The organism is Haoranjiania flava (assembly GCF_025631005.1).
In the GTDB taxonomy this organism is placed as follows: Bacteria; Bacteroidota; Bacteroidia; order Chitinophagales; family Chitinophagaceae; genus Haoranjiania; species Haoranjiania flava.
The window spans coordinates 140,202-153,579 of record NZ_JAOTPL010000005.1 but is presented as its reverse complement, the minus strand read 5'-3'; the positions used below and the strand labels follow the sequence as shown (position 1 = coordinate 153,579).

11 protein-coding genes and 1 pseudogene are annotated in these 13,378 nt (G+C 42.4%); 4 read left to right on the top strand and 8 right to left on the bottom strand.

Translation table 11 applies throughout. From position 1 onward, the window contains the following. Nucleotides 1-28 precede the first annotated feature (28 nt). The 3 genes from OD355_RS05490 to OD355_RS05480 all read right to left on the bottom strand — a co-directional run bounded on the left by OD355_RS05490 (nucleotide 29) and on the right by OD355_RS05480 (nucleotide 3,038). Nucleotides 29-1,018 (bottom strand): Nmad3 family putative nucleotide modification protein, encoded by a 990-nt coding sequence (locus OD355_RS05490; protein WP_263037456.1) that lies wholly within the window; start codon nucleotides 1,016-1,018, stop codon nucleotides 29-31. Nucleotides 1,019-1,262: 244 nt separating this feature from the next. Beyond that, nucleotides 1,263-2,231, bottom strand: a complete 969-nt coding sequence (locus tag OD355_RS05485) for a helix-turn-helix transcriptional regulator (protein WP_263037455.1) — start codon at nucleotides 2,229-2,231, stop codon at nucleotides 1,263-1,265. A gap of 24 nt (nucleotides 2,232-2,255) precedes the next feature. Next, complete coding sequence (locus OD355_RS05480) at nucleotides 2,256-3,038, bottom strand: hypothetical protein (protein ID WP_263037454.1); 783 nt, start codon at nucleotides 3,036-3,038, stop codon at nucleotides 2,256-2,258. A 318-nt stretch (nucleotides 3,039-3,356) separates the two neighbouring features. Here OD355_RS05480 and OD355_RS05475 point away from each other — a divergent pair, with 318 nt between their 5' ends. From OD355_RS05475 to OD355_RS05460, 4 genes are all read left to right on the top strand, one after another. Further along, nucleotides 3,357-4,481: a Re/Si-specific NAD(P)(+) transhydrogenase subunit alpha gene (locus OD355_RS05475; RefSeq protein WP_263037453.1), complete on the top strand. Its 1,125-nt coding sequence runs from the start codon at nucleotides 3,357-3,359 to the stop codon at nucleotides 4,479-4,481. Nucleotides 4,482-4,496: 15 nt separating this feature from the next. Beyond that, nucleotides 4,497-4,811: an NAD(P) transhydrogenase subunit alpha gene (locus OD355_RS05470; RefSeq protein WP_263037452.1), complete on the top strand. Its 315-nt coding sequence runs from the start codon at nucleotides 4,497-4,499 to the stop codon at nucleotides 4,809-4,811. A gap of 94 nt (nucleotides 4,812-4,905) precedes the next feature. After that, the gene (locus OD355_RS05465; RefSeq protein ID WP_263037451.1) at nucleotides 4,906-6,306 is read left to right on the top strand and encodes an NAD(P)(+) transhydrogenase (Re/Si-specific) subunit beta; all 1,401 of its coding nucleotides are present in this window, start codon (nucleotides 4,906-4,908) and stop codon (nucleotides 6,304-6,306) included. A 103-nt stretch (nucleotides 6,307-6,409) separates the two neighbouring features. After that, entirely contained in the window at nucleotides 6,410-7,102 is a 693-nt protein-coding gene (locus OD355_RS05460; RefSeq protein ID WP_263037450.1) for a type 1 glutamine amidotransferase domain-containing protein, read from the top strand. A 4-nt stretch (nucleotides 7,103-7,106) separates the two neighbouring features. Here the strand turns inward: OD355_RS05460 and OD355_RS05455 are convergent, their stop codons facing one another. The 5 genes and pseudogenes from OD355_RS05455 to OD355_RS05435 form a co-directional block, all read right to left on the bottom strand. Beyond that, the gene (locus OD355_RS05455) at nucleotides 7,107-8,030 is read right to left on the bottom strand and encodes an NAD(P)-dependent oxidoreductase (RefSeq protein ID WP_263037449.1); all 924 of its coding nucleotides are present in this window, start codon (nucleotides 8,028-8,030) and stop codon (nucleotides 7,107-7,109) included. Nucleotides 8,031-8,096: 66 nt separating this feature from the next. Continuing rightward, complete coding sequence (locus OD355_RS05450; RefSeq protein ID WP_263037448.1) at nucleotides 8,097-10,346, bottom strand: tetratricopeptide repeat protein; 2,250 nt, start codon at nucleotides 10,344-10,346, stop codon at nucleotides 8,097-8,099. Nucleotides 10,347-10,770: 424 nt separating this feature from the next. Further along, nucleotides 10,771-11,475, bottom strand: a complete 705-nt coding sequence (locus OD355_RS05445; protein ID WP_263037447.1) for an ABC transporter ATP-binding protein — start codon at nucleotides 11,473-11,475, stop codon at nucleotides 10,771-10,773. An 11-nt stretch (nucleotides 11,476-11,486) separates the two neighbouring features. Beyond that, nucleotides 11,487-12,905 (bottom strand): annotated as a pseudogene (locus OD355_RS05440) (DUF5687 family protein); the annotation flags it as partial. Between the two features lie 157 nt (nucleotides 12,906-13,062). Further along, nucleotides 13,063-13,353: a nucleotidyltransferase family protein gene (locus tag OD355_RS05435; RefSeq protein WP_263037446.1), complete on the bottom strand. Its 291-nt coding sequence runs from the start codon at nucleotides 13,351-13,353 to the stop codon at nucleotides 13,063-13,065. Nucleotides 13,354-13,378 lie beyond the last annotated feature (25 nt).

Sequence of the window (13,378 nt, the reverse complement as noted above, 5' to 3'; positions counted from 1 at the left end):
GGCAATCTTTTGTATGGCCATTTTCTACTTACTTTTTTTGTTTATGGTTTTCAATGAGATTGATTGCCCATTGTTGTAATGCATTATCTTTACAGATCAACTCTTGTCCTCTGGCTGGAGATTGTATATAATCTTTTTCTTGTTTTATATGAGTAAACGTATAATTGTTACATGAGAAGAAATCTTTCTTCCACTGACTCTTTTTATAGGTTTCGGACTGCGGTATATCAAAGTGCGATAGAACCAAATCTTTATGATAATTCAATAAACCAGAGCCAGGGATACCTTTTTGATTATTTAAAAAACTAGCTGCAGCATAAATTGAATTGTGAGTATTAGTCTTTAATTTGGGTTCAAGCTTTTTTCTTTCTTTATTACTTTTTGAAAAATATTCTTGATGGAATTTGTAATGTGGGTGACATTTTAGGCCTTCAGGAATATTGCTATGACCTTCGTCACACAAGTCATATTTTTCGCCAACCTGCAAATAACCATATATAACATGGATACCGTCTGAAATGATCTTATCCAGAAGCGCATTGTTTGCCCTACCTTCTAATCCTAACAACTCTCTTAATTGATCTTTATCACCCTTGCTAAAATATTGATATTTGTCTTCTTGATTTTTTTTAGCAAACTTATACCAACCAAAAAACAGAAAAACATCGCCCTTATCAACCCCACATTTCTTCAATGCAGATTCTGCCTGATCACTTTGCCCCAACGCAGGTTGTAATGTTTTGTTACCAATCTTTGTTAACTCTAAAATAGGATCTAGGTGACACTTGTCAGATGCATTTATATTGTTCTTCTTTCTAATTTTTTCAGAAACTAACTCTTCTATTACATCGGATATTTTATACTTATTGTACAAAACAATATCATCATAGATTGTATCAGACACAGGATAGGGAATAGGCAAAGGTAAATATTTCCATTTGCCATCAATATTAATAATTGGGCTTGGCTTACCGCCCATTTTTGAATCAAACCCTTTTCTACTTAAAATTACTTTCATTTTTTATGATTTTTATTGTATAAACTCAAAGATTGCTGATCCCTTTCAATTGTGTCAACCACTACATCTTTATATCCAAAGTTGTGATAAATTGAGAAGGCAAGTAAATCTATTTTCGTAATATCAAATAGCTCACCCTTACCGCCACATTGGTTTACTATAATAGCTTTTACGTGTATTAAATCTCCACTCTCCTTAATTTAGATGAATTTAACACCTGAAAATTTTATTGTTTGATATTTTTCTATTCATGATATAAACGTAAAGCTTTTTCTAATGTGTTAATTATTTTTTTTCTGAACGTTACAGGCGCTATTACCTCCGCTCTTCCGCTAAACGAAAGTATTTTATATTCCAATTCCTCATTCGGCCTAAGGTATAAAGCTATCTGAAAATTATCCGGCTCGTCTGCCAAAACAATTTGGGTATGATGCCAAGGCTGGCTTTTTACATAAGGCGCCTGAGAAGACTCTATTTTAAGGATAACTTCCTGTACATTCTCTTTTGAAAAAATCACACCCATGAATTCACGCATCCAGTCTTTAGGAGATATTTCTTTTTGCTTGTTCTCTTTCTTTAGCTTTTGTATCGACTGTAATCGCTGAAACACTCCTTCAGGTACATTATCATTCAGAATAGCCATTTTCACAATCCTGTCTAAACCAAAAAAGTACGCTTCGTCCTGCTTATTACATGATGGAGCTTTCAACACTGCAAACAAATACCAACGGGCATTGTATTCCTTAATCATTAGTGGAGCAAGCTTGTGTTTACGAAGTTTATCGTCACGAAAATTGGAATAAGTTATTTTAAGCCATTTTTTTGTTTTAATTGCGTCGAATATCTGTTTAAGGTATTCAGCGCCTTTACTTACAATTTTTTCGTCGAAATCAATATAATCAAGGATGCCCTCGGGACTTTCAGTAATTTCCTTAAGGAAATCTGCATACACCATAAGATTCAGCGTGCCTTTCAGCAATTTATTGTTTTCATTGGGGCTGCTTTCAAGCGTATAATATTTCTCCTCAGCATTCCAGCAAATATCATAACCCATTGCTCGGAGTTCTCTAATTGCTCTATTGATGCTGCTTAGAGATGCAGGAAGATAATTGCATTTCAGTGAATGTTGTATGCTATTGAGATTTACTCTGTTTATACCGCTAAACTTTTCCAGTATGTGTAAGTAGGTTTTTATTTTTTTATGGTATGGCATTGGTGAAATTTATGTTGTGAATGATCAATTATTGATAAGTTTCAGATATTGCCTTTCCGGAGAACCAAAAGAAAAGTAAGCATCATCAAAATTACGGTTTTGTATTCTACTTATAATTTCTGCTTTGTACAAATTGGCTAAATTGGTTTGTTGTACTTTCTTGAATAGTTGCAAAGTATGTTTTAAGTTTCCTTTAAGCAAATAGCTTCGGAATTTATTACCGGAACCTGCGAATGCCAGAAAGTAGATATCGCCGGATGCATCAAGAAAGTACCCACATAAATATTTATTTTCTTGCTTATGTAACAACTCCTGCGAGATAAAATAAGGGCGTTCTTCAGTATTCTTAAAAAAGTTCTTCTCTAACTTTCTTAAAAAACTAATTTCTTCCTTTGTGATAGTCGAGTTTACGCGGTACTGATAATATTTCTCTGGAAATTGGACGCGTGCTTTCTTCAACGCCTTAATAATTTTATTTTTAGATTTTGAAAAAACAATCAATTTGTTCATTTCCGCCGAAAAAGATTCTGCTTTTTTCATTTCTGTCAACGCTGTGTTCACATCAATGAGATTTTTACAAAACAATTCTTCGTATATGAAAACCTGGTAATCATTGCCTCCTAAGCCGATAGCCTGCAAAACATTGTCATACGATTCGTCTTTATTTCTGCTTATTAAAAGAAATTCCTGATCACCTATTATAGGCGCAGTAAAGTGTTCAGTAGCTTTTTGCGCCAGAGTATTTATAACATTATCCAAATCCGTATTGGCAAGGTTTCCATCCAACCCAAAGGTTTCAATTATCATACGGTTTTCAAAAGTTGGTGGCAGCCCGAACTTTTTAAGAATCTTTATTTCAAGCTCCAGCACATCATCAAAATCATCATCCTTGTCTCCACAAGCCAATATCTTTCCGGAGTGTTCTATCAGTGCGGCTTTTATCTGATTTTTGTCCATAATTTATCCTGTTTTTGTTATAACAAATGTACACAGGGTAGTATGTCAAAAGCTGACATTGACAAAATATTTTTTTATGCATTTAATGCAACTGATAAATATCATGATTATCCTTAGATATTTTTACGAAATTTGAAAACATTAATCACTACTCATATAAATAATTTTATGACGATTGGCATTCTAAAAGAAATTCATGACCACCGCGTTGTAATGCTTCCTGAAATCGTAAAGACCTTTGTAAATATGCACGTTTCTGTTATAGTTGAACAGGGCGCTGGCGAAAAAGCTTTTGCAAAAGATGAAGAATACAAAGCCGTCGGAGCAACCATCGCTACCAGAGAAGAGGTGTACACGCAAGCAGACATACTCGCAAAGATCACCCCCTTTACCAGCGAAGAACTCCGCCTGTTAAAACCGGGACAAATGATTATAGCAATCCTGAACCCGCTGGCAAATAAGGCGTATGTGGAAGAGCTGATGCAGAGAAACGTTACCGCTTTCGGGCTCGATGTAGTTCCGCGCACCACAAGGGCACAGGCAATGGACGTACTTTCTTCCATGGCTACCGTGGCCGGCTACAAAGCCGTACTTACTGCAGCCAACACGCTTTCTAAGTTTTTCCCGATGTTCATGACTGCTGCCGGCACTATTAAACCCTCTAAAGTGCTGATCTTAGGCGCCGGTGTTGCTGGCCTGCAAGCAATTGCTACCTCGCGCAAGCTGGGCGGTGTGGTAGAAGTATTTGATGTGCGCGCAGCGGTGAAGGAAGAAGTGATGAGCCTGGGCGCAAAATTCGTAGAAGTAGAGGGCGCAACAGACGACTCCTCTGCCGGCGGATATGCAGTGGAACAGACAGAAGCGTTTAAAGCCAAACAGGCGCAAGCAATACACGACAGTGCAGTAAAATCTAATGTAGTGATCTGTACAGCGCAGATACCCGGACGGCCCGCTCCGCTGCTGCTCAAAAAAGAAACCGTTGAAGAAATGACGCCCGGCTCCGTGATCGTAGACCTTGCTTCGTCTACAGGCGGCAACTGCGAACTTACCAGGGACAATGAAACTATTGTTCATAAAGGCGTTACCATCATCGGGAATTCCAATTTTGCTTCAGAACTGCCCACTTCAGCCAGCAGGATGTTTGGTACCAACGTATTAAACTTCTTAAAACTGATCATTGATAAAGAAGGCAAACTAAACCTGAATTTTGAAGATGATATTGTAAAAGGCACCTGCGTTACACATGGAGGACAGGTAATGAGCGAAAGGGTAAAATCATTCTTACATCTATAACAACATAATCTGAATATGGAACAAATCATGCAATTGATTTTTGAACACAGCGATGCGCTCTTCATCATAATACTCTCTATTTTCCTGGGTGTGGAAGTGATCTCCCACGTCCCTGCAGTATTGCATACACCACTGATGTCGGGCGCCAATGCCATCCACGGCGTTGTGATCGTAGGCGCCATCATTGTTATGGGGCACTCAGAATCCGTTACAGCCCTCATCCTCGGCTTCCTGGCTGTATTGCTGGGAACACTGAATGTAGTCGGCGGGTTTGTAGTTACCGACCGTATGCTGGAAATGTTTAAAAAGAAAAAGAAAGTTTCCAAGTAGTTTTTTTTAAATCCCCCGGAGCTTTCAGTCGATCACTGCTTCTCATCATAAAAATGCTTAAACAGTACTGTGAGAGTACTACAAAAAATATAAAATGGAAATTGGAAAATATATTCTTGAAATAAGCTACATCCTTGCCTCTGTACTGTTTGTCCTCGGCTTAAAAAAACTCAGCCATCCGGAAACGGCGCGCAGCGGCAACCTGTGGTCGGCTGCCGGTATGGTGCTGGCAATCGTTGCCACCATTGCGTTTCACACAGACAGTGCAGGTAATGGCATTAAACATATTCCACTTATTTTGCTGGCCATCGGCATAGGCACAGTTGTAGGCTGGATGATAGCCGTAAAAGTGAAGATGACCGCTATGCCGCAACTGGTTTCGTTTTTCAACGGTATGGGAGGCGCCACGGCTGCGCTGATATCGCTGATAGAACTGCCGCACATGACGCATTTGTACAATGGCAATATTCCTGTCGGCATCCTCATAGCCACTTCTCTCGGGCTGGTAATCGGAAGCGTTTCTTTCTCCGGGAGCATCATCGCCTTCTTTAAGCTGGACGGCAAGATCAAAGACATTCATTCACCGGCGATGAGCTTCATCAACCTGGCCTTATTGATGGCAGTGACCGCACTTACTATTTACATGGTAGTGGCACAGCCGACAAGTCTGCTACTCTACAGCCTGCTGGTACTGAGCCTGCTCTACGGCATCATGTTCGTAGTGCCTATAGGGGGTGCAGACATGCCTGTAGTGATCTCCCTGCTCAACGCATTTACTGGTGTGGCTGCTGCCATGGGCGGATTCCTGTACGACAACCGTGCGATGCTTACGGGTGGTGTGCTTGTAGGCTCAGCGGGCGCATTGCTTACCATCCTGATGTGTAAAGCTATGAACCGTTCCCTGCTGAACGTGATCCTCGGCTCTTTTGGCGGCGGCGGAGCTGCCTCTAAGGATGTTACAGGCAGCATCAAGGAAATATCCCTGAGCGACTCGGCCGTGTTGCTGAGCTATTCACATAAAGTAGTGATCATCCCCGGTTACGGGCTGGCAGTGGCGCAGGCCCAACACCTGATCAACGAGCTGGATAAATTACTTACCGAAAAAGGTGTGGAAGTAAAATATGCCATTCACCCGGTAGCCGGGCGTATGCCGGGCCACATGAATGTACTTTTAGCCGAGGCTGATGTGCCTTACGAAAAACTGATTGACCTGGACGAAATAAATGCTGAAATGCAGAACGTAGACGTAACGGTGGTTATAGGCGCCAACGACGTGGTAAACCCCGCTGCGCTTGATGATCCGGGAAGCCCGATATACGGCATGCCTATCATCCGAGCGATTGATTCCAAAAATATCATTGTGGTTAAACGCGGCATGGGCAAAGGGTATGCAGCTATTGAAAACCCGTTGTTCTACAACAATAAAACAAGAATGCTGTTTGGCGATGCCAAAGCGGTGTTACAAAAGTTATTGGGAGAGGTGAAAGAGTTGTAACGTTACCATTTCATTTTCACAATCAATGCCTGGCAGCCGTGGTTGCCAGGCATCTTTGTTTTATAGTGGAATGATTATTGCACTTTTGAAAATAAACAATACTATGCAAAAGATACTGGTAATACTCACTTCCCATGAAACAATGGAGAATACCGACAGTACCACCGGCGTATGGCTGGGGGAGTTCACAGATCCGTATTATGAGTTTGTAGATAAAGGCTATCACGTTACGCTTGCAAGCCCTCAAGGCGGGAAAATACCGGTAGACCCCATGAGTACGCTCACCGAAAATATTACCGCGTCTAACCGCAGGTTCAAAAATGATGCAGATACGCAGGAGAAATTTAATAATACGCTTACACTGGAAGAAGTGGCTGGAAGGGAGTTTGACGCATTGTTCTTCCCCGGTGGCCACGGCCCAGTCTGGGACCTGGCATCCAATGAGATCAGCGGGAAAATGATTCTTGAATTTTTAAACAGCCATAAACCGGTAGCTGCCGTATGCCACGGGCCGGCTGCATTGCTGGCAGCAGAAAAACAACAACCCGGATTGCTGAAAGGCAGGCGCATTACCTGTTTTACCAATACCGAAGAAGCGCTGGCTTTCAGAAGCGATAATATTCCGTACAAACTTGAAACAAGGTTGAAAGAGCTTGGCGCAGATTTTCATGCTGCCATGATACCCTATACCAGCCATGTAGAACAAGACGGATTGCTGATAACCGGCCAGAACCCGCTCTCTGCGGGGCCTGTAGCCAAAGCGCTGATAGAAGCGCTTGAGAAAAACCCTTCTTGAACCCTTACAGCAAGCCCAGTTTCTCCAGCACTACTGCAGCCATTTTGTAAAATGCTTCGTGGGTGTAACCTGCTATATGGGGCGTTACTATTACGTTTGGCTGCTGTGTAAGCCAGGTTAGCGTTTCGTATTCCTGGGAGGTATAGGTGCTGAGTTTTTCATTTTCCAGCACATCTACACCGGCGGCTGAGATGTAGCCATTCTGCAAAGCATGTATCAAAGCCGCAGTATCAGTTACTTTGCCGCGGCATGCGGTAATATACACCGGCTGCTTTGCCAGCTTTTTAAAAAATTCTTCATTTGCATAATGCCAGGTTTCTTCTGTAAGCGGCAGGTGCATGCTGATCACATTTGCGCGTTGTGCAATTTCCTCAATAGTGGCTTCATGTACATAATTATTTGTAAAGCCTGACTTGTATTTATCATGTGCCAGTACAGTCACATTGAATCCTTGCAATAATCCGGCAAATGCACTTCCGGTATTTCCATAGCCGATGATGCCGACGGTTTTTCCTGAAAGTTCGGTACCACGGTTGGCTTCGCGCTTCCAGATACCCTGCGCTACTTCGTGTGTAGCACGTTTTACATTGTTAAGCAGGCTCAGCAATACGCCAAGGTTCTGTTCTGCAACAGCATTTTTGTTGCCTTCGGGGCTGCTCACGCATTGAATACCTTTCGCTTCTGCATAAGGCACGTCAATCAATTCCATGCCACTGCCCAAACGTCCTATCCACCGGAGCTTCGGCGCGCGGTCAAGAATATTTTTATCAACCTTTAAGCGCGTGGTCAAAATCAGCCCGTCTATATCAGCAATAGCCGTTTCCAGTTCTTCGTAAGTGATCTCAGGTGCATAAATCACTTCATAGCCTTTATTTCTCAGCGTTTCAGGCAGCACCTGGTGTACTTTAGCAGTTATCAACACATTCATGCTGCAAATTAAATATAATTAAGCAAATTGTTATTAGCGAGCACTACCGCGCAAAGAGATTAAAAATCAAATACCCGATTCCTTCAATACAGGTGCATATTGCGGGTTGCCGGCGCCAAACTTTTTTAATACCTGGGCGTGAGGCACAGCTTTTTTTACATCACCATTCTGCAGGTATAAAACAGCGATGGCATAATTGATATCCAGGTCATCAGGAGATAAACTAAGCCCTTTGAGGTATTGCTTTTCAGCCGCTTTTGTATTACCGTTTTGTTGCAGCAAAATGCCGTAGTTGTAGTAAACACGCGGGTTGGCACTGTTGAGAGCAGCCGCCCTGGCAAGATTTTTTTCAGCGCTCTGCATATCGTTCATTTCATTATTCAACAATGCCAGGTTGAAATAGATACGGTCATTCTTATCATCATACTTCAGCGCTTCCTGCAACACTTTCAGCGCATCGTTGTTTCTCTGAAGCATGTTGTACACGGCAGAAAGGTTCAGGCGGGTATAATTCATTTTATTATCCTTCTGCAACCCTCTTAAATAAAATTTTTCTGCCAGCGTATAATCCTGCATTTTTAGAAAATAATCTCCTGCCAAAGCATTGCCTGCAGCAAAATCCGTCTGGTATAAAACATACGTGTTCAACTCCTTTCTTGCGCGTACATACGCTTCTCCATAATCAGGATTAATTGCCGTCCCTTCGGCGCTTACCAGCAGATCAGCCGCTGCAATGCGCACTGCACGCACCTTGTCTTCCAGCATGGGGATTACAGCAGTTTTCCATTGCTCCGGCGAAAAGTTTGCCAGTCCGCGCAATGCCCTGTACCGCACAAGTGCATCTGCATTTTTTAATTGTGCTAAAATGGCCTGCAGGGCGCCGGAGGTATTGCTTTGCGACAGGTAATGCACTGCAGCAGCAACAATATTTTTGGGTGTGGCGCTGTCATTAATCACTTTATTTAAATGAGCTTCGGCGCCGGCTCCGGCCATACTGCCGGGAATGAGGTCTTCTGCAAAATGGTACACTCTTTCCGGGCCATACCATTTCACCACAGCATCGGCAGCCCATTGTGCGGGCTTATCATTGTGGCAATCGTTGCAGGCATTGGGTACGGCATATTTGGCAGAAAGGTCTGGGCGCGGCACACGAAATACATGATCGTGGCGCACATCATTGCCCATGTAAGTTTTGGTAGGCATATGGCAGCTTACGCATTCCGAAGCGGTGGTGTTCACCGCGTGAAAGGTGTGCGCAGGCGTATCGTACTTGCTCTCTGCATGGCACTGGCCGCAGAGTTTGTTGCCGGAGAATATGAGCTTGCCGCTGTGCGGGTTGTGGCAATTGCTGCACTTTACGCCATGCCTGTACATTTTACTCTGGATAAAGGAAGCATACTTATACACCTCATCCAGCGCCTGACCGTCGGCATAGTATAGGTCTGTCGCCGGGATTTCAGGAATATAATTGTCCAGCAATTCAGCAGATACAATTTTATCAGCGCTGATGTTGCCTTTGCGCGAGTGGCATGGGAAGCAGGCATTGATCTCCATGGCCTGTGTGCTATGTGCAGCCAGGGTTTCTACAAAAGAACCTTTTTGTCTTTTACCTGCTTTGTAGGCCGCGCTGTTCATATAATCAATATGATGCTGCGCTTTTCCATGGCAGCTCTCACAGCTTACCGTCACCAGGTCGTAAGTTGTATGGTAGGTATCAGTTTCAAAATCATAATTCTTCAGCAAGTTGGTACTGTGGCATTCAGCACACATAGTGTTCCAGTTTTGCGCGTTGCCGGTCCAGTGAAGCCAGTCTCCGGCCGGGATCTTTTCTCCTTTGTACTGGTGAAACCATTTGTTTTCACGGCTGTCCCAGCTCTGGCGCGTCACTTGCATTCGCCCGCCGGGGAATTCCACAAGATATTGTTGTAAAGGATAATGGCCGAATGTATATTTGATCTCGTAATCGCGGTTAACACCGTCGTCGCCTTCTGTATGGATAAAGAATTTTCCATCACGTTTAAAAAATCGGCTGGTAACGCCATCGGCAGCAAACACTGCATTGTTAAAGTCTCCCAGCACGGTGGTGTCGTTAGGATGCTGCATGGCTTTGAAGTGATCAGATATTTTCCAATCGGCATGCTCCTGCGCATGGCAGCTTTTGCAGGCCTCATCGCCGGCATAACGATTCTGGGCAGACAATTTGTAAGGATTCGTATCGGCGCAGCCGGCATTGATAACCCACAGGCCGCAAGCGATCACTACGCCGATCAACGATACAACAAAATAGATTTTTTTGTAAAAAAACTTTTTTAACAACGCAGAATCTTTTGGCAAAGATAGTTCTTATCACCGGACAACAGCCGTATAAATTTTACGCAGCGCTTTGTTGCTGCTATGCATTTAAGCCTAAACTGAAGCTGCCTTTCAGTGCTAAGTAATGGTTGTAGAATCCGCCGAATACTGCCGGTTTTTTTTATTTTTATTCAGTAGCTGTTTGTATTTCAATGAAAGCCTGCAATCCTGTTTATACTTATATCCTGTCATGGGTTTTATGGCCATGATGACTGCATACTATTTTTTCCCAGCCAGGATGCATCCTGAGGAACACGATCGTTCGTATTAAACGTTTTGCTATTCCGGGCATCTTATATTCCGGCAGCAACATTATTTTTTCAGAACGATTACTGACATAAATTTTAGTTTTATTTCCAAAGCCGCTTCATTCCTGGAGTGGCTTATTTTATTCTACCGTAGAAGAAAAATAATTCTCCAGTTCAACCAAAGTTGCCTCATTCGTAGCCAGGTCTTTTACCACAACACCTTTGTTTAACACCACGATCCTGCTGCAAACCTCCGTGGTATGCATAAGGTCGTGGCTGGAGATTAGAAATGTGACGTCTGAGTTTTTTGACCGCTCTTTGATAATATTTTTCAGCACAATCTGCGTAGTAGGGTCCAGGTTGGCAAACGGTTCATCCAGTACTACAATAGGTGCATTGCCGATCATGGCGCCAACAATTCCTACTTTTTTCTGGTTGCCTTTGGAAAGATCGCGTATGTATTTTTTTACACCAATAATTTCACCGTTAAAAAAAGTGGTGAATGGCTGAATAAACTCATCCACTGACGGCTTGTTCATGCCCCTCAACTCACCTAAAAAATAAAAGTATTCTTCAGGCGTAAGATAGCCTATCAGGAAAGTTTCATCAATGTAAGCAGATACGGCACTTTTCCAGTTCTCATTACGGCTTACAACATTATCTCCTATCTGGATATAGCCCGTTGTAGCCTCTATCAGGTCCAGCAGCAGGCTGAAGAGCGTGGTTTTGCCTGCGCCGTTGTTGCCTACCAATCCGAACGTTTGACCCTGAGGTATGGATAGTTCCGGTATATTTAAAACAATGTTTGCTCCATATTGTTTGGTGAGGTTATGTACAGTGATCATCTTTAATTTTTTTATTCCGTTTCTTTAAATGCAGCAAGCGTGGTGTATTTTTCTTTTTTATACAACCTGGCTATGTAATCAAAAATTTTATCTCTCAACAAATATCCTGCAAACCCCAGTATGCCCAGGCTTGCCACTGCCGCAACTGTGCCTGCAAACAGTTTTACAATAGCAAATACAATCATGGGCAGGACAAGTTTGGGCAAAGTAAGCAAAATACTTTTCATGTTAAAGCTGTTTTTGCCTCCCGTGGTTTTTGCTTTTTTATTCAGGTCAATCGCCCTTTTGTTAAAGGCGCCGCTGAGCAGCGTGATCTGTGAATTAACGCCAATATTGTATAAGCCGGCAGCAAAGAAAGTGGCATACACTTCCCATCCCCAGTAAGCATAGAATATCACCAAAACAACGCTTGCGGCAGTGGCAATATTCATCAGCCACCATTTGGCTTTGAGGTATTCTTTGTAAGGCACCTGCTGCGTCATCATCAGCGGGTAGTAAGAACTGTCCCAGCTCGGCACATTCTGCCCGAAGAAAAACTGGAAGCCGCCTGTAGTGAATATTCCCAGGAATGTCATCATTGCCGGTGAGCGGTAGGCGTCTGAAGAAAACATCAGCAATCCGTAAAACAAAAACATGGTACTGCTGAAGATGGTAGCCTTAGCGGCTTTGCTCCTCCTGATAAGCTTTATATCGTTGTTGATGAAAGTACCGATAGCGCCATATTTATTCAGGAATTGTATGTCGCCGCTCTGTCCTGCACTGCTCTTAAGGTCAAACGCTTTGTCCAGGTAAAAATTACCTTTGATATAGCGCGCTGCCAGGTAGCAGGTAAAGACCATCAGCACAAGAGGCAACAACCATAACCACAGATGGTTATAAAATGCCAGGAAAATATGTTGTGAATAGTCTGACAGCCGGAACAAGCCATAATAATCCAGCAATGCAAAAACAGCAATTACAGCGAATATAACAACGGCAACAATATTCTTTCCGTTGATAAGAATATTCAGGAAATTATTGAACAGGTAGAAGGAAAAAATAGCCAGGCTTAAGGCAATGACATTCAGCACGGGATAGCCGTTAACTATCAGCGTGATGGCAAGCGGCACATACAGCAATCCATAACCCCAGGTGAAAAACGAGGTAAATGTCTGTAGCATGCTATACTTTACCAGCGTATTTCTTTTTATGTTGAGCGATAAAAAAGGTTTTACATTTTGGGTAGACAATTGCTGAAACATATACCGCAGTAAAATATCCGCCACCACAGCGTATAATAGAAAACGGCAGATAACGTGCAACGGATCCTCCGCAGACTGCTCATCTATCAGGAAGAACAGGCCTATGCCTAAACCAATAAAGACAAGAGAAAAATAAATGGTCATAAATACGCGCAGTATTTTCATGACCAGGTTGCCGGCAAAAGCTTTTGAACGAAAGACTCTTTAATTCTAAAGCGATAAGTTTTGGAAACATTTTTATAGCATGATTTCCGTTCAAAGATAATCAGCTAAACAAATAGTTCGGGGTTTTTGATATAAGTTTTTTTAGGATTAATTAAGCTTATCTAAGCAACGCGCTCATAAATCATTTATCTTCATAAATAACAACCAGGTCTTGTTGAATCTGTTTTTCTAAATATGGGGAAATACATTTCTCAGAAACTAAGTTTACGTTTTTTTGAAGTTTCATTTTAAGCTCTTCTACAATATCTGATTTCTGAAAAATGCTGATCGGGCCTCTGAAACGATATAAAATATTTATATCGCTTCTGTCGTCATTCCGGTCACGCATATAAGAGCCGAACACGCCTATTTTCACAGGGTTGTATGGCAACATGGTATGCACAATTATATCTATCTGCTTTTGCGACAGCATATACAAATATACGATAAAAGTTTAC

Excerpts from the sequence above, each read along its gene's own strand:
- OD355_RS05490 (WP_263037456.1), bottom strand. The coding sequence starts at position 1,018 with ATGAAAGTAATTTTAAGTAGAAAAGGGTTTGATTCAAAAATGGGCGGT.
- OD355_RS05485 (WP_263037455.1), bottom strand. The coding sequence starts at position 2,231 with ATGCCATACCATAAAAAAATAAAAACCTACTTACACATACTGGAAAAG.
- OD355_RS05480 (WP_263037454.1), bottom strand. The coding sequence starts at position 3,038 with ATGATAATTGAAACCTTTGGGTTGGATGGAAACCTTGCCAATACGGAT.
- OD355_RS05475 (WP_263037453.1), top strand. The coding sequence starts at position 3,357 with ATGACGATTGGCATTCTAAAAGAAATTCATGACCACCGCGTTGTAATG.
- OD355_RS05470 (WP_263037452.1), top strand. The coding sequence starts at position 4,497 with ATGGAACAAATCATGCAATTGATTTTTGAACACAGCGATGCGCTCTTC.
- OD355_RS05465 (WP_263037451.1), top strand. The coding sequence starts at position 4,906 with ATGGAAATTGGAAAATATATTCTTGAAATAAGCTACATCCTTGCCTCT.
- OD355_RS05460 (WP_263037450.1), top strand. The coding sequence starts at position 6,410 with ATGCAAAAGATACTGGTAATACTCACTTCCCATGAAACAATGGAGAAT.
- OD355_RS05455 (WP_263037449.1), bottom strand. The coding sequence starts at position 8,030 with ATGAATGTGTTGATAACTGCTAAAGTACACCAGGTGCTGCCTGAAACG.
- OD355_RS05445 (WP_263037447.1), bottom strand. The coding sequence starts at position 11,475 with ATGATCACTGTACATAACCTCACCAAACAATATGGAGCAAACATTGTT.
- OD355_RS05435 (WP_263037446.1), bottom strand. The coding sequence starts at position 13,353 with ATGCTGTCGCAAAAGCAGATAGATATAATTGTGCATACCATGTTGCCA.